Here is a 22,902-nt window from a genome sequence, read left to right on the forward strand (position 1 = left end):
CGTTTGCCAAGACCTTTGATCAACGCCACCAAGGAAACCCGTGAACAGTGCACATCGTTTGAGCATTCTCGCTGCCGCTATCGCTGGCCTCGCCACCCTGGCACCTGCCGCCTGGGCCAACCCGACCTTGAGCGTATCGTCCGGCGCCACCGCCGGCGCTTTCGACGCCACACCCAACGAATCCAGTTCGAGCACCCTGGTTTCTTCGTACAGCTACATCGACAACATCGCCGGCACGGGATCTGCCTACGCCTTCTCCAGCGCCACCGGCGCCTATGCCGTGTCCAGCAATGCCAAGGGCATGGCCAGCGCCGCCACCAAGGCCGGCTTTGCCTACTCGCTGCTCAACACCAGCAACGTGACGCAGACCTACACGCTCAAGTTCAAGATCTACGGTGGCTCCCTGAGCACGCAACTGCAGGGCGGGAGCTGGGAGGCTGGCGAGTTTCTGGAGTCGCGCTATGGCGCCTCGGTCCAGATCGGCAACACCGAAGTGTTCAGCAGCAGTGCCAAGCTCAGCGCCAACCAGGACGGCATCGTTCTGGACCGCGAAGGTGCCAACCTGAATGCGCTCGACGATGGCTCGGACGGCTATTACAGCTGGGACGCCTTCTACGTCGAGGTCGATCGCACCCTGGCCGCCGGCGACAGCCTGGAGTTGGCCGCCTACCTGAATGACGAAGCGTATGCCCATGTCGGCACCTATGAAGGCAATTGCGGCGGCAGCAACTACAACACCGTGGGTAGCTTGGTGCCCTTGAGCGGCCTGGAAGAAGGCAGCTGCTACAAAGGCAGCAGCTCGTCCTTCTACGGCGACCCCTTCAGCACTGACGCCATCGGCTTTGAAGTGACGATCAAGACCCCCAACAGCGTGCCGGAACCGGGCAGCTTCGCCCTGGCGGGCCTGGGTCTGGGTCTGGCCGCACTGGCTCGCCGGCGCCGCAACTCGACGAACTGAGGTTCTGCAGCACCGGGGCGCCAGCTCGCAGTGGCGCCCCTGCCTCAGGCCAAGGGCGCAAAGTCACTGAGCGGCAGGGGCAAGGTTTCCGCATCGCCATGGCTGGGCGCCACGCGGGGCAGCAAGAGCTCGAAGCAGCAGCCGGCGCCGGCCTCGCTGTGCAGATGGATCTCGCCGCACAGCACATTGCTGACCAGGTTGTGGCTGATGTTCAAGCCCAAGCCGGTGCCGCCGCGACCCATGCGGGTGGTGAAGAAGGGGTCGAAGACGCGCGGCTGGATCTCGGCGGCGATGCCGCAGCCGTCGTCCCGGATGCGCAGCTTCACATGGTCGGCATCGGGGCATTCGGCCTGGATCTGCAGCTGGCCCTCGCTGCGCCCCTCAAAACCATGGACGACCGCGTTCTGGATCAGGTTGCTGAGCACCTGGCCCAGAGCACCCGGGTAACTGTCCATTTCCAGTGACTCTGGCACCGCCACCTCGACCCGCAAGGGCAGGCGCTTGAGGGTAGGCTGCAAGGTCATCAGGATGTCGTGCACCAAGGTGCCGAGCACGAAGACCCGGCGCTGGGCGCTGCTGCCGTCCACCGCCACCTGCTTGAAGTTCTGCAACAGGTCGCTGGCGCGCTCCAGATTGCCTTGCAAGATCTGGCTGCCCGAGCTGACCCGGTGCAGGAACTTCTGCAGCTGCGAGCGGCGCAGACCGTTCTGCACAGCCGCCTCCATCTGTTCGGCCTCGGCCGCCAGAGTGGTGGCAGCCAGGCGGGCATTGCCAATCGGCGTGCCCATCTCGTGAGCCACTCCGGCCACCATGCGACCCAGGCTGGCCAGGCGCTCGGCGCGCAGCAGGCTGGTCTGGGTCTTGCTGAGGTCGTCGAGCGCCAGCACCAGCTCGGCATTGCTGGCATGGAGCTCGGCCGTGCGCTCTTGAACCCGGTCTTCGAGCAGATCACGCGCCTCCTGCAGCGCCAGAGCGTCACTCTTGAGCCGGGCCTCACGGCGCGCCAGCTCGGCGCCCATCTGCTCGAAGCTGCGGCCGAGCTCACCGAGCTCATCCTCGCGCGCCTCCGGCAGGGCGATGACGAACTTGCCTTCGGCCACGCCTTGCACCGCCGTCTGCAACTCAGCGATGGGCCGGCTGATCTGGCGCCGCACGATCCAGCCCAACAAGCTCATCAACACCAGCAAGGCAAGCACGCCGATCTGCAAGAGGTTGGCACTGCTGCGGGCCACACCAGCGTCCAACACGGCACGCGGATAGACCGTCACGAACAGCCAGTCCGGGCCGGCGATGCGCGCCAGCCCGAGCATCTGGCTGCCATCATGGCTGAAACTGACCGTGGCTTTGCCTTCGGCCGGCAGCGCCAGCGCGGCGATCTCGTCCAACAAAGGGTCACGCAGCTGATCCAGCTTGAGATTGCCCTGCGCCGCCTCGATGCGGGCGGCAAAGCCCGGGTGGGCGATCAGATGGCCATCACGGCTGAGAATGAGGTTGTAGGTGCCGGGCTGGCTCTCGCTGACGGTCCGCTTCAGCAGACTGGCGACCGAGACATCCTGGGAGACACAGGCCACCCAGCGCCCGGCCAGATCGACGGGCAGCACGGTCGACACCATGGAGATGCGTGCCTTGTCGTCGTAGTAGACCGGCGTCCACTGATTGCGCCGACCGGGGTTCTTCTCGGGCGAGGCGCCGGCCACCGGCGGATAGTCGAAGTTATTGCTCTCGGGCGTGGCCTCGGCACCCCAGTTCACCGAAGGCGAGAACATGATCAAGCCCTTGCCGGGCAGGTCGAAGTAAGCCGAGTAGTAGCGCGCGGTCAAGGGCGGTCCCCATTCGCGCAGCAACTCAAAGGCCACCCAGGTCTGCCACATCACCTCCTCGTTGAGCTCGACCTGCGGCCGCAGGTAGACGCTGGGCAGGCGACGGTGGTCATCGAGCTCGGGACGCACACGCATGAGCTTGTCGGGTGCGCGCGCAAACCAGCGACGGAACTCAGCCTGCCAGCCCGTCGGGCGAGGCGCAGCGAGACGCCGCAGGTACTCGAGCCGCAGCAGCTCGACATGGCGCTCGGCCAACGCGAAATCCTCGCCGGCAGCGCGAGCCCGCTCGCTGACGGTGCTGCGCAACTCGTCGAGCGCTTGGGCCTCGACATCGCGGCGGCTGAAGTGATTCACCAGCAGGGTCAGGCCCATCATGCTGAACACCAGGGCCAGGCTCAAGCGCCACAAGAGCCCGCGCGCCAGGGTTGCATCCGCGTGCACCCAAGCCTTCGTCCTGCACCACCAGTCCGCCGCTCGCCCCATGCGCATGACCTTGCCTCTGCGTGGAAGAGCCTGGATCATGCCTCAAGACCGCCATGGCCGCGGCCTGCGGCCCGTGGCGCCGGCGCTGCTCTCAGCCCAAGCCTTCAGCCCATGCCATCGAGGCTGTGCAGCCAATGACCATGGGCATGGGACCAGGCCAGTGCGCGCTGCCGCAAGTGCCCCTGTTCGGCCCATTGCAAGGTCCAGAGCGTGGCGCTGTCGGCCGACTCGCCTTCCGGGGCCGGCGGCAGGGCCAAGCCAGCCGGGCGCAGATCGGCGGTTTCGGCGCTGAGCCAGAGCAGGCCGTGACGGTGCATCAAGCCCTCGACCTCGGCCCGATGGGCGGCCAGGGCCGGCGCGTCGAAGTACGCCAGCACCCAGCTGTTGAACAGCACCGGCTGCACGCCAGCCGGCAAGGCCTCCAGCCACTCGGCCAAACGCAACAGCCCCTGGTCGGCCTGCTGCACCGGGTGGCGGGCGGCCCGCGCCTGCGCCAGCGCCTGATCCAGCCGGCGGGCGCGGGCGCGGTCATGCGGCCAAAGGCAGGCACGCAGCCAGCGCACCGCCGCTTCGTCCTGCACATCGACCGGGGCCAAATCCACCCCGAGCCGGGCTTGCAGGCGCCAGGGCGTGCGCGGCGGCTCAGCGGCGCTGCGCCACTGACAGGCCACGGTGGGCCGCTCTGGCGCCGCCGGGGCGCCGAGCTGGAAGTGGCCGTAGGCATAACGGTAAGCATCGACGCCCAGATTGAGGCCGGCACTGCAACCGAAATCGAACAGGGCCAGGTCTTGCCTGGCCGTCTGGGCGGCGATGGCGCTGAGCGCCGGCCAGAGCACGGCGCAGCGACCGATCTCATTGGTCTGGGTGCTGCGCAGGCGCAGATGCTCCAGCAGGCGCGGCCGCTCGGCCCGCACAAAGCGGTGCAGGGCATCGGACAGTTCCGCGTCGGGCGCACGCTCGCCACCGACGCTGGGGTAGTAGGCCGCCAGCGCATGGGGCACGCCGGCCAGCACCCGCTCGTGCAAGGCCGCCAGCAGCAGATTGGGCCGGGCCTGCTGCTGGGCCCGCACATGGGCCATCAAGGCCAGCAGCTCGGGTGAATCGGCCACGATCAGGCACAGGGCCACATAAAGCGGGTCGTTCGGGCATTCCTGCGCGGCGAACTGGCGGTACTGCCGGGCCCAGTGCTGCAGGCCGGTGGAAGGGGTCAGGTCGTCATCCATGGCGCCCAGCTTACGAGGCTGGCGCCCGGCACAATGTCGGGAACCCGACATTCAAGCAAAGACGCGCCTGCTGCTTGCACCATGGACCGCCCGCCCCCAGTCACCAGCGCCAGCGCCGCCCTGCAAGCCCTGATGTGCGCCAACTTCCCCGAGCTGGACGGCGCGCTGATGCCGGCAGAGGCCGTGCTGCAAGGCAGCGTCAGCCTGCGCCGCCTGGCCCGCGGCCGCACCCTGTTCGCTCAGGGTCAGCCGGCCTTGGCTTTCTACGGCCTGGTGGCGGGCGAGATCGAGGCGCGCTTCACCGGCCTGGACGGCACGGTCTCGGTGCTGGAGCATGTGCAGGCACCGCGGCTGTTCGGCCTGGCAGCCTTTGCGGCCGGCCAGGCTGCCAGCTATGAAACCCTGGCCACGCAGAGCAGCCAGGTGCTGGTGATCGGCCCGGCGGCCTACGCCTTGCTGATGGACCGCTGGCCCGGCTTTGCGCGCGCCCTGATGGCCGAATTCGCGCGCCGCTACGACGGCACCTTGCGCTTGCTAGAGGCCTCGCGTCACCGCAGCGCGCCTGAGCGTTTTGCATTGGCCCTGGCCCAGCTGCGCCGTGACCGCGCCGCCGGCCCGCCCGACGCCCAAGGCTGGCAGACCCTGCGCGCCACCCAGGCCGAGCTGGCCGCCGTGGCCAACCTCTCGCGCCAGACCGTCAACCAGCTGCTGCAGCAAGCGCAAGCCGAAGGCCGGCTGCGCTGCAGCTATGGCCTGCTGCATCTGCGCGTCGTGAGCTAGCCGCGGCAGCAAACCGGCAGCCAGGTCTGTGGCGCCGTGCTGGCAAACAAACCCAGGCGCGCCGGCAACTGGCCCGGGCGGTACACATAGCTGCCGAAGAGCTGGTCCCACAAGGGAATGGCGGTGCCGTAGTTGTGAGCCTCGGCCTCGAGCACGCTGTGGTGCCAGCGATGCAGCTCGGCGCTGCCGATCAGCCAATTCAGCGGCCCCAGGCTGCCACGCAGATTGGCATGCACGGCCAGGCCTTGCACCTGCATGAACAGGGCCGCCCACAACATCACCTCGGCGCTGAAGCCCAGCAGCAGCCAGGGCAAAAGCCGCGCGGCCTGGTTCCAGGCGGCATTGAGCGGGTGGGCCAGCACCGCATTGGCGGCATTGAGCTTGGCGGGCTGGTGGTGCAAGGCGTGGAAGCGCCAGAGCCCCTCGCTGCGATGGGCCCAACGGTGCAGGGCAAAAGGCCCCAGCTCGCCGATGGCGATGGCCAGAGGAAGAGCAAGGACGGCCGGCAGCGTCGCCAAACCGCCGGGTGAATCGGCCTGGCCGGGGGCCCAACGCAAGACCAGGGCGGTCAGCAAGAAGGCGCTCAGGCTGTCGACCATGGCATTGAGGCCCAGAAAGGCGGCGTCTCGGGCCAGCTCGGGCTGGCGGGCTTGCCAGTCAGAGCGCAGCGGCCACAGGCGTTCGGCCAGCATCAACCAGGCCAGGGCGGCCAGGCCGACCACGGCCAGGGTCTGCTCATGGGGCCAGCCGCGCAGCGCCCAAGCTGCAGCTGGCAAGGCCGCCAGCAAAAGCAAATGAGGCCAGTTGCTGGCGCGGAGCAGGCGCAGGGCGCCTTGGGTCAAGGTTCGCAGATTCATGCCGCCATGCTCGGGCCGGCGGCGCGCTCATGCATTAACCTCGGTTCATGCCTAAGTCAGAAACTGCCCCGACCTGCCCGATTTGCGGCCCGGCTCTGCTGGCCTATCTGCAGCAGTCGCCCGCGCGTCTGGCGCGCTGGGCCGCCCTGCCCCGCTTGGCGCTGCAACGGGGTCAGGTCTTGCTGCGCGCGGGTGAAACGCCGGCGGCGCTCTGGTGGGTGGAGCAGGGTTTGCTGCGCGCCAGCTTCCTCGACGCCAGCGGCCGCGAGCGCAACCATGCCTTCTATCCCGAACAGCAATGGCTGGGCCTGCCCGGCCCGCCCCAGACCAGCCCGGTGAGCCTGGAAGCGCTGGAGCCCAGCCGCCTGTGCGTGCTGCCCTACGCCGCGCTGCAGCAGTGGCAGGCCGAAGAACCAGGGCTGGCCGAGCTGCTCTGGCAAGGCCTGAGTGCCCAGGTCCAACGCCTGACGGCGCGCGAGCAGCAGTGCTTGATGCTGGACGCCGGCCAGCGCTACCAGCGCTTTCTGGCGGAAGAGCCAGAACTGGCGCGGCGCCTCAAGCAGCGCCAGCTGGCCAGCTATCTGGGCATCACCGATGTGGCGCTGTCGCGCATCCGGCGGCGCCTGCGCGAGCAGGCCGGGCTCAGCCTTTGAGGGCCGCCTCGATATCGGCACTCATTTTTTCAGGCGCGTCGTTGGGCGCATAACGCTTGAGCACCTGGCCATCGCGGCCGACCAGAAATTTGGTGAAGTTCCACTTGATGCCCTCGGTGCCCAGCAGACCAGGCTTCTCGGACTTGAGCCATTGCCAGAGCGGATGGGCATCGGCACCGTTGACCTTGACCTTGGCCATCATCGGGAAGCTGACGCCGTAGTTCAGCTGGCAGAAGGAGGCAATCTCGCTGTTCTCGCCCGGGTCCTGGCCGCCGAACTCATTGCTGGGGAAGCCGACCACCACCAAGCCCTGCTCACCGTAGCGCTTCCAGAGTGCTTCCAGGCCCTCGAACTGCGGCGTGAAGCCGCAGGCGCTGGCCGTGTTGACGATCAACAGCACTTTGCCGCGCTGGCTGGCCAGATCGGCCGGCGCGCCGGCAATGGATACCGCCTGGAAGTCATAGATGCTTTGGGCCATGGCGCAGATCCTCTCGATGTCATCAAGTTTCTATAGTAGCCGGGCGCGGTCGCTCCAGCGCCGAGAGCAAGGCCGCCGCCAGGATGCAGGCGCCGCCGACCGCAGTCTTGAGGTCCAACTGCCCGCCACCAAGCCAAAGCGCCGACAAGGCGGCCACCGGCACCTCGATCAGCATGACGATGGCGGTGACATTGGCCGGCAGGCGCCCGGCGCCGTACTGCAGGGACAGATTGGAAAAGAAGAACAGCACTGCCATGGCCAGCAAGGGCCAGAGCCAGCCGGCGTGAGGCAAAGCCGGCCAGGTGATCAGGCCGCCACCGGCCATGAGGATGGCCGCGCCGCCCGCCACAAACACACCGCCGCTGAACATGGCCAAGGCGCGGGCATGGGCGCTGCGCCCAGCCTCGCGGCGCAACATCACATTGTTCAGTGCAAAACAGAAACCGCCGAACAAGCCCAGACCATCGGCCAGACTGGCCGGCCAGGGCAGGCCGCCACCCTCAGGCGCCAGCACAAAGCCGGCGCCACCCAAGGCCAGGGCCATGCGCAGCAGAGCCAAGCCGGTCAGGCGTTCGCCCAGGATGAAACGCGCCAGCAGCACCGCCCACAGCGGCATCAAATAGAAGAGCAGCACCACCCGCAGCACATCGCCCAGGGCGACGCCCCAGTTGAAGGCGGTGTTGGTCAGACCGGCCGCCAGCATCACCAGCCAGAGCGAGGGCGTGCGCAGGAACTCGGTCCAGGCGCGGCGGTCGCTCAGCGACACCACCACGAGCGACAGCAGGTAGAGCGCGACCGTGGTCCAGAGCGGGTGCAGGCCGGCGGCTTGGAACTGGCGGAAGGGCCACCAGGACAGGCCCCAGACCAGGGCATTGAACATCAGGGCGAGAACAGGCATGAGCGGAGCAAGCCGAGCGCCGCGCAGCGACAGCCGGACCAGGAAAGCCAAGGGATGGGGGACGCGCTTGCAGCCGCCGGCCGCAAGCGGTTGGTCGGCCGCAACAGGGCGGCAAAAAAAGGCCGGGAAAGCGCTTGAAAACACTGGCCTCGATCGGGTCGGCCGGCCAACAATGCCCAGGGTTTATAGCATGGCGAAATAGGGCCGCCTGGCTTTCAATCGCTGCAAACCCGAGGGTGCTGCCCGCCCGGTCAGCTGCCCGCCCATCTGCAACGCTGAGCTTTGTAAAAAAGGGAGAGTCTTCCTTGGATCATCTGGCCTGCTTCAAGCCGGGGGACCTGCTGTCCACCCCGGCGCCTGACCTGACAAGCTACCGCTGGCGCCTGCTGGCCCAAGGCGATTCCTGGTTCTCGAACTCGGCCGCCAAGCTCAACGCCCATGCCAATCTGCTGCAAGAGATGGTCTTCAAGGCCCCCGTCTGCGCCGTCAACTGCGCCGGCTCGGGCGAGGCGCTCAGCCATATGGTGGACCTGGAGTCGGCGGCCGATTTCGTCGGCCTGCTGAGCGGCGAGGCGGCCCTGGCCTGGGACGGCGTGCTGCTCTCGGTGGGCGGCAATGACCTGATCTCCGCAGCCCAGACCCCGGCACACGGCGCCGACGGCCAGGATGTACCCCTGCACCTGCGTCTGATCCGTCATCAAACCGAATGGGGCGCGCCTTCCGCTGGCGTGGCCCGTTACTTCTCGGAACCCGGCTGGCAGACCTACAGCGATTACCTGCGCACCAATGTCCGCCATCTGCTGACCCTGCGCGACCAGGGCCCCTCGGCCGGCAAGCCGGTCTTCATGCATTGCTACGCCGTGCCCATGCCGCGCCCGGCCGGCGCCGACGACGGCGGCCTGGGGGCATCCGGCCCCTGGCTCTACCCGGCCCTCAAGGCCTATGCCCTGCCGAGCGCCGACTGGGCCGCGGTCAGCCGCCTGATGGTCTTCCACCTGGCCCAGCTGCTCAAGAGCATGGCGGCCGACAAGGAACAGTTCCCGGGCCTGCATGTTTTCGACTCGACCACCGTGCCCCTGGCTCCGGCCACACCGGGCACCAGCGGCAGCAGCGGCGACTGGCACAACGAGATCCACCTCAACCACAGCGGCTGCTTCAAGATCGCGCGCGCTTGGTCCGAGCACATCGAGGCGGTGCTCGGCGGTGTCAAGACCGTGGAGCCGGCCGCGCGTCGCCGCAACTGAAGGCCAGGCTGTGGCCGAAGAAAAGCCCGCCGCAAGAGCGCTTGCAGGCGGGCTTTCTTTTGCCGGTCGGAACGCGCCGGCTGCTCAGTGGCACTCGTCGCAGCGCGCCAGCACCAGCAGGCGCTCCACCTCTTCACGGTGCTGCACACAGTTGCGCTCATGCCAGCGCTTCACGATCCACATGGTCACGGCCACGATCAGGCCGAGGATGGAGATGGCGATGTAAGCCGACAGGCCGAACCGCGTCATGCCGGTGTAGAGCGCACCCAGGCCCAGGATGCAGGCCTGCTCGTTGAAGTTCTGCACGGCGATCGACCGGCCCGCGCCCATCAGGTTATGGCCGCGGTGCTGGAGCAGCGCATTCATGGGCACGACCAAATAGCCACCAATCATGCCCAGCACGATCAGGAAAGGAACAGCCGCCCACAGATGGGTGATGCCGTTCAGCACGATGATGAGCACGCCCATCAAGATGCCCAGCGGAATCACCTTGGTGGCGCGGTCCAGGCGCATATACATCGACGCGACGACGGCCCCGACCGCCGTACCCACCGCGACCACGCCGCCCAGATTGGAGGCCTGCGTGGTGCTGTAGCCCAGGGCCAGCGCCGCCCAGGAGAAGACGATGATGCGCAGATTGGCCGAGACACCCCAGAAAAGGGTGGTGGTAGCCAAGGAAATCTGGCCCAGCTTGTCCTGCCAGAGGCGCGAGTTGCAGGACGCGAAATCACGCACCAGTTCCACCGGGCTGTGCGCCAGCGGCTGCAGCGGCGCCTGGGTGCGCGGGATGCTCAGGTTGAACACCGCAGCGATCACATAAAGAATCACCAGGCTGCTGATGGCGGCCTCGGGCGCGGTGTCGATGCCGGTGGTGATGAAGGGCATGTCCAAACCCAGCAGGATGGGCGACAGATGCGGCCCCACCAGTTGTCCGCCGAGCAAAATGCCCAGGATGATGGACGCGATGGTCAGGCCCTCGATCCAGCCATTGGCCTTGACCAGCTGCGAGGGAGGAAGCAGCTCCGTCAAGATGCCGTACTTGGCCGGCGAGTAAGCCGCCGCACCCAGCCCCACCACCGCATAGGCCAACAAGGGGTGCGCACCAAACAACATCATCAGGCAGCCGAAGATCTTGATCAGGTTCGAATAGAACATGACCTTGCCCTTGGGCACGGCATCCGCGAATGCACCAACAAAGGGCGCCAGCACCACATAGAAGAGCGCAAACATCGGGCCCAGCGCGGGAATCTGCCAGGCCGGCGCTGCCGTGCTCTTCAGCAATTCGATGGCGCCGACCAGCAAGGCCTGGTCCGCCAGCGAGCTGAAGAACTGCGCCGACATGATGGAAGAGAAGCCTTTTTTCATGAACCCAATCGGTACTGCGGGGAAATGTCGAGCAAGGCGCAAGGCGACGGGTGCACGCCGGCGCTCACACTGGGACGGTCTGTTCCGGGTTTTCCCCAGGCTGCAGCCACGCCCGTGGCCGCGCCCGGTTTATAGCACGCAGCACTTTCACGCCGCGTTCGCCATCCCAAGAACAGGGCGGGCGGGGTGCCACAATATCGGGCATGCCACGCCCGATCGAAGCCCTCATCCACCTCCCCCACCTGGCCCACAACTTGGCGCGCGCGCGCGCCTGCGTGCCGGACGCCCAGGTCTGGGCCGTCGTCAAAGCCAATGCCTATGGCCACGGCATCGAGAACGTCTTCGAGGCCTTCCGGGCTGCCGACGGCATCGCCTTGCTGGACCTGGACGAAGCCCAGCGCGTGCGCGCCCTCGGTTGGCGCGGGCCCATTCTGCTGCTCGAGGGCTGCTTCGAGTCGCGGGATCTGGAGCTCTGCTCGCGCCTCAAGCTCTGGCATGCGGTGCACTGCGAACAGCAGATCGACTGGCTGGCCATGCACAAGACGCACGAGCCGCACCGCGTCTTCCTGAAGATGAACAGCGGCATGAACCGCCTGGGTTTCAGCCCGCAAGCCTTCCGCGCCGCCTGGACCCGACTCAACGCCCTGCCCCAGGTGGACGAGATTTCGCTGATGACGCATTTCTCCGATGCCGATGCGCAGCGCTTTGGCAAAGACGGCATCGCCCACCAGGTCGCCGCCTTCCAGGCCGCCACCGCCGACCTTCCCGGTGAGCGCTCACTCTCTAACAGCGCGGCTACGCTGCGTTATAACCAGCTTGAAGGCGTGCGGGCCGATTGGGTCCGCGCGGGCATCATGAGCTATGGCGGCGTGCCCGACTACCCCGAGCATGACGCCGCCCATTGGGACCTATTGCCCGGCATGAGCTTGCGCGCCAAGGTCATCGGCATCCAACATCTGCAGCCCGGCGACACCGTTGGCTACGGCAGCAGCTTCACGGCCGACCGGCCGATGCGCATCGGCACCGTGGCCTGTGGCTACGCCGACGGCTACCCGCGCCATGCCGGCAGCGGCACCCCGGTGCTGGTCGATGGGCAGCGCAGCGCCACGGTTGGCCGGGTGTCCATGGACATGCTGGCGGTCGACCTGACCTTGCTGCCGCATGCCGGACTCGGCAGCGAGGTGACGCTCTGGGGCTTGAGCAGCCGCGGCGCCGTGCTCGGCATCGACGAGGTGGCCAAGGCGGCCGGCACCATTGGCTACGAGCTGATGTGCGCTCTCACCAAGCGCGTGCCGGTCAGCGTCGTGCATGGCGACTGAGCGGCTGCGGGCGGCGCGGTGATCCTGAACTGGACACCCGCCGACTGGGAGCTGGACTTCAGCTTCATACGCGCCAGCGGCCCGGGCGGGCAGAACGTCAACAAGGTGTCGAGCGCCGTGCACCTGCGCTTCGACATCGAACGCTCCAGCTTGCCGCCCCTGATCAAGCAGCGCCTGCTGGCCTTGTCCGACCAGCGCCTCAACAACGAGGGCGTGATCGTCATCAAGGCGCAGGATTCGCGCAGCCAGGAGGCCAATCGAGCCGATGCGGTGGCCCGCCTGATCGATCTGGTCCAGAGCGTGGCCCACACACCCAAGGCCCGCAAGGCCACCAAGCCGACCTGGGGCTCCAAGCAGCGCCGCCTGGAGGGCAAGGCGCAGCGCAGCGGCATCAAGGCTGGGCGCGGCCGGGTGCAGGAATAGCCGATCCGCGGGTATACCCGGATTCCGTGCAGCTGAGGCCCCGAGCCTTGCAGTTCGTCGCAGGCCGCTGGCCCGACCCTGGCGGCCTGCGCACACTGGCTTCCATGGCAACTCGCCATGCAAGACCAGGAGCCCCGCATCATGTCTCTCAGCAACGAACTCGAACGCCTGGCCGAACTGCATCAGCGCGGCCAACTGTCCGACGATGAGTTTCAGCGCGCCAAGGAGCGGCTGCTGCAAGGGCAGGCCAGCGAGCCTTCCAGCGCCTCCAGCCGTGCCCAGAACCAACCGGGCCGCAAGGAGCAAGGCTTGGGTTCGGCCATCAACCGCCTGCAGCGCAGCCGCGATGAGCGCTGGCTGGGTGGCGTCTGCGGCGGCCTGATGGAGATCAGTGGCACCGCGGCCTGGATCTGGCGCCTGGTCTTCCTGTCCCTGCTGTTCTGCCACGGCGCCGGTCTGCTCGCCTACCTGCTGCTCTGGCTGCTGGTGCCCGAAGCGCCCAAGCCCGTCCCGGGCCAGGGCTGGCAAAACGACGAGGGCTCACGCAAGGCGCCCTCGCTCTGAGTGCCGACTCAATCGACGCGGAACGCAAACTCCTGCTCGAAGCGATGGTTGCCGGGGCAGACATAGTGCTCGCGCAGCGTGCTCTCGATGGCGCCCATCAGCTGGCGGCGGGTCTTGCCATCGAGGGCGCCGCGCGCGGCCAGCAGCTCGGTGGCCACCACGCGACCCTCACGCACGGTGGCCAGGATCTTGAACACCGCCTCGCCACTCCAACTCAGCGCAGGCAGCTCGGGCCGGGCCATCTGCGTGCAGACCATGCCGGCCTGCCGAATCGCCGGCTCGACCACGGGCGGGCTCTGCACGGGCTCGGCCACGTTCGGCCGCGGGCTGAAGTCCACCACCGGCGGGCCGTCGTAGCGGGCCTGGATGTCGTTGGGGCTGGGATCGCGCTGCACGTCGAACATAGGCACGGGCACTTTGATTGGCAAAGGAATGTCACGCAACTGCTGCGGCAGCTCCACCGCGATCGGCTGCGGCACAGGCTCGGGCGGCTTGGGCGCATCCATCAGAACCTCCACCTCGGTCTTGGCCGGTGGTTTGGGCAGGCTGGGTCGGGCAAAGCCCTGAATCAAGCCGACCACCAGAGCCACATGCACCAAGACCGCAATGCCCAGGCCGGTGTAGCGGGCCGGGCCCGGCTGAGGCTTCAGTGCAGTGTCGAATACAGAAGAGAGAGAAGTTGAAGAGGAAGCGAGCTGCTGAGTCATGCGATCCATCCTTTCGATCAAGGCAAGAGGGTCTTCGATGAAGGGCCTGACGTCTTCACTGGCGCGGGCCTGAGCCCAGGCTAAGGAGGAGCGGGGCCGCGCGTCAACGGCGAAACAGGACGCCCATCGAGCCTGTGGCTGCACGCAGACAAGCCCAGCCATGACCTCCGGGACCCCTTCGCGCTTGTGCCAAGCTCGGGGGTGCACCGCCCCCGCTTCGGGAAGAACGGCGGCACGCTTCAGGAGGCCCGTCCATGCCCGATTCCTCCGCCGCCCCGCAGCGGCTTGAACACGACAGCTTCGGCGACATCGCCGTTCCTGCCGAGCACCTCTGGGGCGCACAAACGCAGCGCTCCTTGCAGTTCTTCGCCATCTCCACCGAACGCCAGGCGCCCGAGCTGATCCATGCCCTGGTGCTGGTGAAGAAGATCAGTGCCCGTGTCAACGGCGAGTTAGGCCTCTTAGCGCCGGCCAAAGCCGAGGCCATCGTCGCGGCCGCCGATGAAGTCCTGGCCGGGCGCTGGGCCGAAGAGTTCCCGCTGTCGGTCTGGCAGACCGGCTCGGGCACGCAGACGAATATGAACGTCAACGAGGTGCTGGCCAACCGCGCCAGCGAGCTGCTCGGCGGCCCGCGCGGCCCCGCGCGCCGGGTGCACCCGAACGACGAGGTCAACCTCGGCCAGTCCTCCAACGACGTCTTTCCTACCGCCATGCACATCGCCGCGGCGCTGGCGATCGAGCAGCAGCTGATGCCGGCCCTGGACGAGTTGCGCAGCCAGCTGGACCTCAAGTCCCAGGCCTTTGCCGACATCATCAAGATCGGTCGCACCCATCTACAGGACGCCACACCCCTGACCCTGGGCCAGGAGTTTTCGGGCTATGTCGCCCAGCTGGCGCAAGGCCGGCTGCACCTGCAAGCCGCCCTGCCCCATCTCTACCAACTGGCCCTGGGCGGCACGGCGGTCGGCACCGGCCTGAACGCCCATCCCGCCTTTGCCGCCCGCGCTGCGGCCGGCATCGCCGAGGCGACCGGCCTGCCCTTTGTCAGTGCGCCCAATAAGTTTGAGGTGATGGCGGCGGCCGATGCCCTGGTGCACGGCCATGGGGTGCTCAAGACCGTGGCCGCCAGCCTGATGAAGATCGCCAACGACATCCGCTGGCTGGCCAGCGGTCCGCGTTGCGGCCTCGGCGAGCTGCAGATCCCGGAGAACGAACCCGGCTCCTCCATCATGCCGGGCAAGGTCAACCCGACCCAGAGTGAAGCCCTGACCATGATCTGCTGCCAGGTCTTCGGCAATGACGTGGCACTCAATTTCGGCGGCGCCAGCGGCAACTTCGAGCTCAATGTGTTCCGGCCCATGATGGCCCACAACTTCTTGCAGAGCGCCCGCCTGCTCAGCGACGGCTCGCGCAGCTTCAGCCAACACTGCGTCGCGGGCATCGAGCCGCGGCGTGAGCGCATCCAGCAATTGCTCAATGAGTCCCTGATGCTGGTGACGGCCCTGGCTCCCCATATCGGCTACGACCAGGCCGCACAGATTGCCAAACTGGCACATGCCCAGGGCAGCAGCCTGCGCCAAGCGGCCCTGCAACTGGGCCTCTTGAGCGAACAAGACTTCGACCGCTGGGTGCGCGTCGAAGACATGGTCGGCCGCTGAGTCAGGAGCGGCCATGAAAAAAGGCGAGCGGCCCGAAGGGCGCTCGCCTCGCAGAAAGCTGCGAACGGAGGTTCAGGCGGCCGCGCCGGGCGCCAGCTTGCGGCGGCGCGCCAGGGCGCCGATACCGGCCAGGCCCAGCGCCATATAGACATAGGTCGCGGCTTCCGGCACGGCCGTGACCGAGAAGCTGATCGGGATCTCGATCGCCTGGCCATCGACCACCTGCAGGTCGAAATGCTGGCCCTCGAAGAAATAGACATTGAAGTGGCCGACATCGCCACCGCCCACGTCATAGAGCATGCCGGCATCGGTGAAGTAATTGCCGCTGTTGGTGAACTGGTTGTCGTAGGCAAAGTTGCCGTCCTCGCCCAGGGGCACCAAGCCCAGGATGGCCACGCCGTTGCGGCTGCCGCTGATGCTGAGGATGTCCTCCGGTACCAGGGCGGCACCGGCGGTCGTGAAGGTGCCGGACGCGCTCACCCCGGTGCCCGTGTAAGACCAGGCCCAGCTCGTATCGGCCTGCGCCAGCCCGGAGGCCAAGAGGGCGGCTCCGCTCAGAAGTGCAGCAGCGACTTGCTTGAAAAACTTCATGGGACATCCTTTGCGTGAGTGGTGTCGCCCGCGAACCGGGCGGCTGAAAACCAAGTCACGATAGGCCGGGCTTTCAGCAGCGTCAACGCGGGCAAAGCCCGAGAGGGCTTGCCCGGCCCCTAAGTTCGATCAGCCCTGCCGACGCCGGCGGGCGATCAAGCCCAGGACACCCAAGCCGGACAGCAGCAAGGCATAGGTCTGTGGCTCGGGTACGGCTGCCACCGTGGCCAGGATGAGGTTGTCTGCGGTCGGCCACAGGGCGCCCGAAACCGGCCGAACGGAGGCCAGCGTGGCCGAAAGCAAGGGGCCGTTGGACACGAAGCCAATGAAGCTGCTGGTGGTGGCGCCCGTGATGGTCTGAGTGACCGTGCCGCTGGCGTCGGTGGCGGTCAGCACCACATCGCCGGCCGCAAACAGGCCCGAGATGTTGGAGCCGAAGAAGTTGCCGCCGATGGCGCTCACACCGCCGGTGAAACCATTGAAGGTCACGGAGTCGGTGGCGATATTGGTGGACAACCAGGGATTGGCCACGGTCCCTGCGCCAAAGAAGCTGCTGGTGCTAGCGGTCGCTGTGTAGCCGTAGGAACCGGCCGTGCGATTGATGGGGCTGGGGGTCGCGCCGCTGATGGAGAAGCCGGTGAAGGTGTCGACACCGGGCGCTGTGACGGCGGCCAGAAAGGACGCTTGCGTGGTGTAGACCGTCACCGTGGCCTGGGCGCTGGCTGCTGCGCCGAGCAGGGCGGCCAGGACCAGAGGCTGAAGCGCGAACTTGTTCTTGATCGACATGACTGATCTCCTGAGGAAGTACCGTTGAGTCACCGAAACGAAGCACCGGTGCGGCGCATCGAAGTTTCAGTGTCAGCAGCGTGACAAGCACCCACAAGTCTGCGAGCTAGGGATAACTGTCACCATCAACGGCCTCGGAGCAACCCTGAGTGTCAGACTGGCACACCGCCCATCAAGACACAGGCCGTGTGGCCAGGAAGATGCTGGCCAGACACAGCGCCATGCCAGCGAACGACAGGAGACTCGGCGCCCAGCCCTCGAGCGCGGCCGAGATGGCCAGGGCGATCACCGGGATCACCACGCCGGTCAGCGCCGCGCGCGCCGGACCTTGCAGCTGCGCGAGCTTGAAATAAAGCACGAAGGCCGTCACCGAGCCGAACACCGCCAGGTAGAGCAGGCTCAGCACATAGGGTGCATGCCAGTCGAAATGCAGGCCCTGGCCACTGAGCACCGACATCAGCAGCAGGAACACCGCGCCATAGCCCATGCTCCAGGCCAGGATGGGCACCAAGGGCAGGCCGCGCCGGGTCAGCGTCAGGGTCAGCACATTGCCGACGCAGGCGGCCAGCACGGCCAGCAGCCCCAGGCCCAAGCCCAGTGCCGCGGTCGGGCGCGCGCCGGTTTCGGCGATCTCGGGCCAGAAAATCATGACCACGCCGACCACCCCGCCGCTGGCGCACAGCAGGAAGCGGCGTGTCACGGACTGGCCGAAAAAGACCCGGCCGCTCAGCGCATTGCCGAACACCATCAGGCAGAACAAGACGGCCACCAAGCCCGTCGGAATATGGCGTTCTGCCTCGTAGACCGAGTAGTAGTTGCCGCTGTACTGGACGATGCCGGTGGCCAGCATCAACAGATGCGCGCCAACCGGCATGCGCAGCGATTCACGGCGCCAGAGCGCCAGGCCGAACAGCAAGGCGGCCGCGATGGCAAAGCGCCAGGCCACCGAGTTGAGCACCGGAACCCCGCTGTCCAGCTGGTACAGGATGACATGCCAGGTGCTGGCCCAGATCAGCGTGGGGCCCCAAAACAGCCATCGGGTGGAAATCGCAGAGGTCGACATGGAGGGTAGCCAAAAAAGCAAAGGCCGCCCGGAGCAGGCGGCCTGAGGAACATGAATCTGAGGAGCTGCAAGGAAAGGCCGGCGAAACGCCTCAAACACTCCGCTTGAAGCTGGCCAGCAAGGCGCCCGCCACCACGAACAAACTGCCGAAGGTGCGGTTCATGGCCTTGATGTGGGCGGGCGAACGCAGGGCCGACAGCACGCGCGCAGCCAGCACGGTGTAACCGGCCATCACCACCAGATCGGTGAAGCCCAGGGTGGCGGCGATCACCAGGTACTGGTGCAGCAAGCTGGCCTTGAGGTCGAGGAACTGCGGCACCACGGCCAGCAGGAAGACCGTGCCCTTGGGGTTGACGGCGTTGATCGCCCAGCCGCGCAGCACCAGTTGGCGGCGCGTCACCTGGGCCGCCTCGCTGCCGGCTGACACCATGGGCGTGGCCGGAGCGCGCCATTGCTGGATACCCAGGTAGACAAGGTAGACCACGCCGAGCCATTTGACGATGGCAAAGCCCAGGCTGGAGGTGGCAATCAGGGCGCCCAAGCCGGCGCCGACCAGCAGGATCTGGGTCAGGATGCCCAGGATCAGGCCAAAGGTGGTGAAGTAGCCGCGCCGAAATCCGTGATTGAGCCCCGAGCTCATGGCCGCAATCGCGCCGGCACCGGGCGACAGGCTGATGGCCCAGGAGGCGGCGAAAAATGCCAGCCAGGTCGAAAACTCCATTGACAACTCCTTAGTGCCCGCACAACAGGTCGGCCAGCCCGCCATTCTGGCACCTCATGCCAGCGCATGCTCGGGGCGAACATCGCCCCGCGGCAGCGCGGCACCCGCGGCCGCCTCGAGCGAGGACAATCGCCCCATGGCCAAAGAGAAATCCATCTACACCTGCTCCGACTGCGGCGGCATCAGCCCCAAGTGGCTGGGCAAATGCCCGAGCTGCGGCGCCTGGAACACCTTGATCGAGGGCGTGGCCGAGGCGCCCGGCGCCGGCGGCAAGAACAACCGCTACCAGGCCCTGGCCAAGAGCCAGCCGGTGGCCACGCTGAGCGAGATCGAGGCCACCGATTTCGAGCGTACGCCGACCGGCCAGGATGAACTGGACCGCGTGCTCGGCGGCGGCATCGTCGCCGGCGGCGTGGTGCTGATCGGCGGCGACCCGGGCATCGGCAAATCGACCCTGCTGCTGCAGGCCATCGACGACCTGTCGCAGAAGCTGCCGGTGCTCTATGTGACCGGCGAGGAATCGGGCGCGCAGATCGCCATGCGCTCGCGCCGCCTCGGCCTGGCCGGGCACAAGGTGCGCGTGCTGGCCGAGATCAGCCTGGAAAAAATCCTGGCCACGCTGGAGGCCGAGCGCCCGGCCTTTTGTGTCATCGACTCGATTCAGACGCTCTACTCCGAGCATCTGAGCTCGGCCCCCGGCTCGGTGGCGCAGGTGCGCGAGTGCGCGGCCCAGCTGACCCGCACGGCCAAATCCAGCGGCTGCGCCATGGTGCTGGTCGGCCATGTCACCAAGGAAGGCTCGCTGGCCGGCCCGCGCGTGCTGGAGCACATCGTCGACACGGTGCTGTACTTCGAGGGCGACACCCATAGCAGCTTCCGCCTGGTGCGGGCGATCAAGAACCGGTTTGGTGCCGTCAACGAGATCGGCGTGTTCGCCATGACGGAGAAGGGCCTGAAAGGCGTGGCCAACCCCAGCGCCATCTTTCTGAGCACCCATGGCGAGCCGGTGCCCGGAAGCTGCGTGCTGGTGACCCTGGAAGGCACGCGGCCGCTGCTGGTCGAGCTGCAGGCCCTGGTCGATGGCGGCGGGCCCAGCCCGCGCCGGCTCTCGGTGGGCCTGGACCGCGACCGCCTGGCCATGCTGCTGGCCGTGCTGCACCGCCACGCCGGTGTGGCCACCCAGGACCAGGACGTGTTCGTCAACGCGGTCGGCGGCGTGCGCATCAGCGAGCCGGCGGCCGACCTGGCCGTGCTGCTGGCCATCCAGAGTTCGCTGCGCGGCCGGCCGCTGCCCAAGGGCTTCATCGCCTTCGGCGAGATCGGACTGGCCGGCGAAGTACGACCGGCACCGCGCGGCCAGGAGCGGCTCAAGGAAGCGGCCAAGCTGGGCTTCAGCGTCGCCGTCGTGCCCAAGGCCAATGCGCCCAAGAAGCCGATCGAAGGGCTGACCGTCCATGCGGTCGAGCGCATCGAAGAGGCCATGGACTGCGTCAGGGGCTTGTGAACCCTTCGCCCGCGGCACCGCTCGCCGGGTTGCCCGAAGGCGATGCGGGCGAGGCAGACGGCGGGCCGTAGCGGCCCTCGCCCAGCCAGGGCCGACCGGCGCGCTTGTTGCGATACATGGCGTCGTCGGCGCTCTTGGCCAGGCTCAGCTCATCCTGGCCGTCCTCAGGGAACAGGGCCAGGCCCAGCGAACAAGTAATTTCCAGGCGCAAGCTGCCGAGCTCCATGGGCTGGGCCACCTGGGTGTAGATCTTGTCGGCCACGCCTTGGGCCGACTCGCGGCTCAAGGGCCCGGTCAACAGCACCACGAACTCGTCGCCGCCGATGCGGCCCACCGTGTCGGTCTCGCGCACGGCCGCCTTGATGCGCCGCGCCACGGTCTGCAGCAGCTGGTCGCCGACGGCATGACCGAACTGGTCGTTGATGGGCTTGAAACGGTCCAGGTCGAGCAGGATCAGGCCGATGGGCTCCTGGTAACGCCGCGCATTGGCCAGTGCAAAACGCAGGCGCTCGTCGAAATGAGCCCGGTTGGCCAGCTCGGTCAGGGGGTCGTGCAAGGCCATGAAGCGCACCCGCTCCTCGGACTGGCGGCGCGCATTGATGTCGGACAGGGTGCCGATCATGCGCACCGGCTTTTGCTGCAGGCTGCGCTCGACCACGGTGCCACGGGCCAACACCCAGTTCCAACGTGCGGCCGGACCAGCCACCCGATACTCGACCGAAAACTGAGCGGCCGTGCCCTCCAGGCAGGCTTGCGCCTCGCTCTGCACCCGGGCCAGATCCTCGGGATGGATCAGACCCCAGACCTGATTGATTGGGCATGCGGCCGGTTCGGCTGGCAGACCCATCAGCTGCTTCCAGCGCGCCGAGCTGCCCAGCTGGCCGCTGGGCAGATGCCAATCCCAGACACCGTCGCCAGCGCCCTCGACCGCGAAGGCCCAGCGCTGCTCGCTCTCGCGCAAGGCCTGGGTCATGCGCTCGGCCAGAGCCTGGGCGCGTTCACGCGCGCTGCCCAGCAGCCAGGCCAGCAAGGCCAGAAGCAGGCTCAGCACCACCCCGGCGCGCAGCACATTGGGCGCATAGTCCGCGCCGTGGCGGGCCGCAAAGCCTGGCCCCGCGGCCAGCTGCAGCGTCCAGGTGCGACCGCCCAGCACCAGAAACTCGCTGGCCTGACGCGCAGCCGGCGGCGGCGCCTCGGCCAAACCCAGAGGGTCAGGCCGCCAGCCAGCATCGGCACGGCGGTAGAGCAGTCGGCTTTCGTCCAGCTCCTGGCCGTCGAACAAGGCCAGGGACAGCGATGCGGGCAGCTCACCGTACAGGCTGGCCATCAGCTCCGCGGCCGCCACCGGCGCCAGCACCCAGGCCTGCAAGGCCTGGCGCCGCTCTTCGATCGAGGCCGGCATGCGCCCGCCTCGGTAGATTGGCAAGGCCAGCGCGAAGCCGGACTGCGCCGGTAGTGCCAGCTCGCGCAGATTCAACAGCGGCGACAGGGCCAGATGGCCCGAGTCGCGCGCCTGCAGCAAGGTCTGAGACAGGGCCGGTAGGCTGCCTAGATCAAGCGCCATCAGGGCGCGGTTGCGCAGCAGGCCAGGTTCCATCTGCTGGATCTTGAATGCCGGACCGGCGCGCGAGGCTTGCGGCAGCACGACGGCGATGCCCTGCAGGCCCGCGAAATCGGCGCCCAGGGGCAAGGCATCAACATAACGCTGAAATGCCGCAGCATCGAGCGGACCGTGCACGGACAGAAAGCCCTGCACGCCCTGCAGCAGATGCTGCTGCGCGGCCATGCGCTGCTCGATACGCTCGCTGAGTTCGCGCAAGCTGGAGTCAAAGGCCTGGCGCTGCACGGCCTGCTCGCGCACCTGCTCGGAATGCCAGAAGCTCAGGGTCAGGCCCAGGCTGAGCAGCAGGACCGCCAAGGGCAGGCCGCGCCAGCGCAGCCAGCTCGCTTGCGGGCTCAAGCCAAGGGCGCCGCTGAAACCGCTGACGCCAAAGCGCTTCATGGCAAGGCCACCATGGCGCGCGCCATCTCGGGCCGAAAGTACTTCTCGAAGATGCGCAGCAGGCTGCCGTCGCGGCGCATGCCTTCGATCAGCTCGCGCCAACGCGCCTGCTCGGCATCGCTGAGGCTGGCGCGCGACATGATCAGGCCATGGGGCACGGGCGCGTCGCCGAAGTCGAGCACCTGGGCCAGTTCGCGGATGCGCGCCGATTGCAAAGTGGGCAGGTCGAAGGGTTCGATGATCATGGCCTGAATCTGCCCGGCGCTGAGAGCATCGAACAAGGCACTGAGGCCGCTGGACTGCACCAGTCGTTGCTGCTCGGCCAATTTGTCGACCAGGCGGTTGGCGCTCTCGCTGTAACGGAAGCTGCGGATCACGCCCAGCTTCAAGCCGCGCTGCCGCTCGAAATCCTCGATCTTCTGGACCTGGCTGTCGCGCCTCAGCAGCAGCTGGTAACGGTTGCTGAAACACCAGGCGAAGCTGGCGAATTTCTCGCGCTGCGCATTGCTGATGCCGGAGAGGCTGAAGTCGAGCGCACCGCTTTCGATCAGCTGCCAGATGCGGGCGCGCGGCAAGAGCGAGACGAAGAACTTGCAGCCGCTGCGCCGGGCCATCTCGTCGGCAATGTCCTTGTCGATGCCGCTGCCGGTCTCGGCCGAGTAGAGCAGGCCATGGTCATGCAGGGCCAGGCTGAAGGGGCGCGAGCAATCGGGGCCGCTGGTGGCATGGGCCGGGGCCAAGGCGCCAAGCAGCAGCCCGACCATCAAGGCGCCGACCTTGATGCACCGACCAACTCCCTTGCTTG

At 67.3% G+C, this 22,902-nt stretch carries 22 protein-coding genes; 9 read left to right on the plus strand and 13 right to left on the minus strand.

All coding sequences use genetic code 11. The features are described 5' to 3' along the window. Positions 1 to 40 precede the first annotated feature (40 nt). Complete coding sequence (locus tag ACQY39_RS02000; RefSeq protein WP_428503229.1) at positions 41 to 958, plus strand: PEP-CTERM sorting domain-containing protein; 918 nt, start codon at positions 41 to 43, stop codon at positions 956 to 958. Between the two features lie 44 nt (positions 959 to 1,002). Here the strand turns inward: ACQY39_RS02000 and ACQY39_RS02005 are convergent, their stop codons facing one another. Together ACQY39_RS02005 and ACQY39_RS02010 are read right to left on the minus strand one after the other, a co-directional pair. Next, positions 1,003 to 3,219 (minus strand): ATP-binding protein, encoded by a 2,217-nt coding sequence (locus ACQY39_RS02005; protein WP_428503230.1) that lies wholly within the window; start codon positions 3,217 to 3,219, stop codon positions 1,003 to 1,005. Between the two features lie 146 nt (positions 3,220 to 3,365). Next, positions 3,366 to 4,484: a DUF2332 domain-containing protein gene (locus ACQY39_RS02010; protein ID WP_428503231.1), complete on the minus strand. Its 1,119-nt coding sequence runs from the start codon at positions 4,482 to 4,484 to the stop codon at positions 3,366 to 3,368. Positions 4,485 to 4,565: 81 nt separating this feature from the next. On the opposite strand from ACQY39_RS02010, the gene ACQY39_RS02015 reads away from it, so the two are divergent. Then, positions 4,566 to 5,264, plus strand: a complete 699-nt coding sequence (locus ACQY39_RS02015) for a Crp/Fnr family transcriptional regulator (RefSeq protein WP_428503232.1) — start codon at positions 4,566 to 4,568, stop codon at positions 5,262 to 5,264. On the opposite strand, the gene ACQY39_RS02020 is transcribed toward ACQY39_RS02015, so the two are convergent. Beyond that, the gene (locus ACQY39_RS02020) at positions 5,261 to 6,121 is read right to left on the minus strand and encodes a sterol desaturase family protein (protein ID WP_428503233.1); all 861 of its coding nucleotides are present in this window, start codon (positions 6,119 to 6,121) and stop codon (positions 5,261 to 5,263) included. The two genes, ACQY39_RS02015 and ACQY39_RS02020, sit on opposite strands and share 4 nt — an antisense overlap. 47 nt (positions 6,122 to 6,168) lie before the next feature. On the opposite strand from ACQY39_RS02020, the gene ACQY39_RS02025 reads away from it, so the two are divergent. After that, entirely contained in the window at positions 6,169 to 6,774 is a 606-nt protein-coding gene (locus ACQY39_RS02025) for a Crp/Fnr family transcriptional regulator (RefSeq protein WP_428503234.1), read from the plus strand. Here ACQY39_RS02025 and ACQY39_RS02030 read toward each other — a convergent pair. Both ACQY39_RS02030 and ACQY39_RS02035 read right to left on the minus strand, forming a co-directional pair. Beyond that, a complete protein-coding gene (locus ACQY39_RS02030; RefSeq protein ID WP_428503235.1) occupies positions 6,764 to 7,252 on the minus strand; it encodes a glutathione peroxidase in 489 nt (162 codons plus the stop codon). The genes ACQY39_RS02025 and ACQY39_RS02030 overlap by 11 nt on opposite strands. Positions 7,253 to 7,274: 22 nt before the next feature. Further along, the gene (locus ACQY39_RS02035; protein ID WP_428503236.1) at positions 7,275 to 8,150 is read right to left on the minus strand and encodes a DMT family transporter; all 876 of its coding nucleotides are present in this window, start codon (positions 8,148 to 8,150) and stop codon (positions 7,275 to 7,277) included. 305 nt (positions 8,151 to 8,455) lie between these two features. On the opposite strand from ACQY39_RS02035, the gene ACQY39_RS02040 reads away from it, so the two are divergent. Beyond that, positions 8,456 to 9,394: a hypothetical protein gene (locus tag ACQY39_RS02040; RefSeq protein WP_263517982.1), complete on the plus strand. Its 939-nt coding sequence runs from the start codon at positions 8,456 to 8,458 to the stop codon at positions 9,392 to 9,394. Positions 9,395 to 9,478: 84 nt separating this feature from the next. On the opposite strand, the gene lplT is transcribed toward ACQY39_RS02040, so the two are convergent. Then, on the minus strand, positions 9,479 to 10,759 hold the full coding sequence (lplT, locus tag ACQY39_RS02045) for a lysophospholipid transporter LplT (RefSeq protein ID WP_428503237.1): 1,281 nt from the start codon (positions 10,757 to 10,759) through the stop codon (positions 9,479 to 9,481). Positions 10,760 to 10,962: 203 nt separating this feature from the next. Between lplT and alr the strand changes: the two genes are divergently transcribed. The 3 genes from alr to ACQY39_RS02060 all read left to right on the plus strand — a co-directional run bounded on the left by alr (position 10,963) and on the right by ACQY39_RS02060 (position 13,065). Next, positions 10,963 to 12,078: an alanine racemase gene (gene alr, locus ACQY39_RS02050; protein WP_428503238.1), complete on the plus strand. Its 1,116-nt coding sequence runs from the start codon at positions 10,963 to 10,965 to the stop codon at positions 12,076 to 12,078. Positions 12,079 to 12,096: 18 nt separating this feature from the next. Then, positions 12,097 to 12,501, plus strand: coding sequence for an alternative ribosome rescue aminoacyl-tRNA hydrolase ArfB (arfB, locus tag ACQY39_RS02055; protein ID WP_428503239.1), 405 nt, complete (start codon positions 12,097 to 12,099; stop codon positions 12,499 to 12,501). Between the two features lie 141 nt (positions 12,502 to 12,642). Beyond that, positions 12,643 to 13,065 (plus strand): PspC domain-containing protein, encoded by a 423-nt coding sequence (locus ACQY39_RS02060; RefSeq protein WP_428503240.1) that lies wholly within the window; start codon positions 12,643 to 12,645, stop codon positions 13,063 to 13,065. Positions 13,066 to 13,073: 8 nt separating this feature from the next. Here the strand turns inward: ACQY39_RS02060 and ACQY39_RS02065 are convergent, their stop codons facing one another. After that, positions 13,074 to 13,772 (minus strand): hypothetical protein, encoded by a 699-nt coding sequence (locus ACQY39_RS02065; RefSeq protein WP_428503241.1) that lies wholly within the window; start codon positions 13,770 to 13,772, stop codon positions 13,074 to 13,076. A gap of 254 nt (positions 13,773 to 14,026) precedes the next feature. On the opposite strand from ACQY39_RS02065, the gene fumC reads away from it, so the two are divergent. Further along, positions 14,027 to 15,430 (plus strand): class II fumarate hydratase, encoded by a 1,404-nt coding sequence (fumC, locus tag ACQY39_RS02070; protein WP_428503242.1) that lies wholly within the window; start codon positions 14,027 to 14,029, stop codon positions 15,428 to 15,430. Positions 15,431 to 15,502: 72 nt separating this feature from the next. Here the strand turns inward: fumC and ACQY39_RS02075 are convergent, their stop codons facing one another. The 4 genes from ACQY39_RS02075 to ACQY39_RS02090 all read right to left on the minus strand — a co-directional run bounded on the left by ACQY39_RS02075 (position 15,503) and on the right by ACQY39_RS02090 (position 18,591). Next, complete coding sequence (locus ACQY39_RS02075) at positions 15,503 to 16,021, minus strand: PEP-CTERM sorting domain-containing protein (RefSeq protein ID WP_428503243.1); 519 nt, start codon at positions 16,019 to 16,021, stop codon at positions 15,503 to 15,505. A gap of 129 nt (positions 16,022 to 16,150) precedes the next feature. Further along, the gene (locus ACQY39_RS02080) at positions 16,151 to 16,807 is read right to left on the minus strand and encodes a PEP-CTERM sorting domain-containing protein (RefSeq protein WP_428503244.1); all 657 of its coding nucleotides are present in this window, start codon (positions 16,805 to 16,807) and stop codon (positions 16,151 to 16,153) included. Positions 16,808 to 16,979: 172 nt separating this feature from the next. Further along, entirely contained in the window at positions 16,980 to 17,870 is an 891-nt protein-coding gene (locus ACQY39_RS02085; protein WP_428503245.1) for a DMT family transporter, read from the minus strand. Between the two features lie 91 nt (positions 17,871 to 17,961). Beyond that, a complete protein-coding gene (locus ACQY39_RS02090) occupies positions 17,962 to 18,591 on the minus strand; it encodes a LysE family transporter (protein WP_428503246.1) in 630 nt (209 codons plus the stop codon). Positions 18,592 to 18,727: 136 nt separating this feature from the next. On the opposite strand from ACQY39_RS02090, the gene radA reads away from it, so the two are divergent. After that, positions 18,728 to 20,095: a DNA repair protein RadA gene (radA, locus tag ACQY39_RS02095; protein WP_263517996.1), complete on the plus strand. Its 1,368-nt coding sequence runs from the start codon at positions 18,728 to 18,730 to the stop codon at positions 20,093 to 20,095. On the opposite strand, the gene ACQY39_RS02100 is transcribed toward radA, so the two are convergent. Together ACQY39_RS02100 and ACQY39_RS02105 are read right to left on the minus strand one after the other, a co-directional pair. Next, positions 20,082 to 22,097 (minus strand): diguanylate cyclase domain-containing protein, encoded by a 2,016-nt coding sequence (locus ACQY39_RS02100; protein ID WP_428503247.1) that lies wholly within the window; start codon positions 22,095 to 22,097, stop codon positions 20,082 to 20,084. The genes radA and ACQY39_RS02100 overlap by 14 nt on opposite strands. After that, a complete protein-coding gene (locus tag ACQY39_RS02105; protein ID WP_428510702.1) occupies positions 22,094 to 22,861 on the minus strand; it encodes a substrate-binding periplasmic protein in 768 nt (255 codons plus the stop codon). The genes ACQY39_RS02100 and ACQY39_RS02105 overlap by 4 nt, the downstream gene beginning before the upstream one ends. Positions 22,862 to 22,902: the final 41 nt, after the last annotated feature.

The sequence above is a fragment of the Roseateles sp. genome (assembly GCF_965262435.1).
In the GTDB taxonomy this organism is placed as follows: Bacteria; Pseudomonadota; Gammaproteobacteria; order Burkholderiales; family Burkholderiaceae_C; genus Paucibacter_A.

Bases quoted from the DNA above. Each gene is read 5' to 3' on its own strand.
- ACQY39_RS02060 (WP_428503240.1), top strand. From the start codon at position 12,643: ATGTCTCTCAGCAACGAACTCGAACGCCTGGCCGAACTGCATCAGCGC.
- fumC (WP_428503242.1), top strand. From the start codon at position 14,027: ATGCCCGATTCCTCCGCCGCCCCGCAGCGGCTTGAACACGACAGCTTC.
- alr (WP_428503238.1), top strand. From the start codon at position 10,963: ATGCCACGCCCGATCGAAGCCCTCATCCACCTCCCCCACCTGGCCCAC.
- ACQY39_RS02080 (WP_428503244.1), bottom strand. From the start codon at position 16,807: ATGTCGATCAAGAACAAGTTCGCGCTTCAGCCTCTGGTCCTGGCCGCC.
- ACQY39_RS02010 (WP_428503231.1), bottom strand. From the start codon at position 4,484: ATGGATGACGACCTGACCCCTTCCACCGGCCTGCAGCACTGGGCCCGG.
- ACQY39_RS02090 (WP_428503246.1), bottom strand. From the start codon at position 18,591: ATGGAGTTTTCGACCTGGCTGGCATTTTTCGCCGCCTCCTGGGCCATC.
- ACQY39_RS02030 (WP_428503235.1), bottom strand. From the start codon at position 7,252: ATGGCCCAAAGCATCTATGACTTCCAGGCGGTATCCATTGCCGGCGCG.
- ACQY39_RS02105 (WP_428510702.1), bottom strand. From the start codon at position 22,861: ATGGTCGGGCTGCTGCTTGGCGCCTTGGCCCCGGCCCATGCCACCAGC.
- ACQY39_RS02085 (WP_428503245.1), bottom strand. From the start codon at position 17,870: ATGTCGACCTCTGCGATTTCCACCCGATGGCTGTTTTGGGGCCCCACG.
- ACQY39_RS02035 (WP_428503236.1), bottom strand. From the start codon at position 8,150: ATGCCTGTTCTCGCCCTGATGTTCAATGCCCTGGTCTGGGGCCTGTCC.
- ACQY39_RS02025 (WP_428503234.1), top strand. From the start codon at position 6,169: ATGCCTAAGTCAGAAACTGCCCCGACCTGCCCGATTTGCGGCCCGGCT.
- ACQY39_RS02100 (WP_428503247.1), bottom strand. From the start codon at position 22,097: ATGAAGCGCTTTGGCGTCAGCGGTTTCAGCGGCGCCCTTGGCTTGAGC.
- ACQY39_RS02065 (WP_428503241.1), bottom strand. From the start codon at position 13,772: ATGACTCAGCAGCTCGCTTCCTCTTCAACTTCTCTCTCTTCTGTATTC.
- ACQY39_RS02075 (WP_428503243.1), bottom strand. From the start codon at position 16,021: ATGAAGTTTTTCAAGCAAGTCGCTGCTGCACTTCTGAGCGGAGCCGCC.
- lplT (WP_428503237.1), bottom strand. From the start codon at position 10,759: ATGAAAAAAGGCTTCTCTTCCATCATGTCGGCGCAGTTCTTCAGCTCG.
- ACQY39_RS02020 (WP_428503233.1), bottom strand. From the start codon at position 6,121: ATGAATCTGCGAACCTTGACCCAAGGCGCCCTGCGCCTGCTCCGCGCC.
- ACQY39_RS02015 (WP_428503232.1), top strand. From the start codon at position 4,566: ATGGACCGCCCGCCCCCAGTCACCAGCGCCAGCGCCGCCCTGCAAGCC.
- radA (WP_263517996.1), top strand. From the start codon at position 18,728: ATGGCCAAAGAGAAATCCATCTACACCTGCTCCGACTGCGGCGGCATC.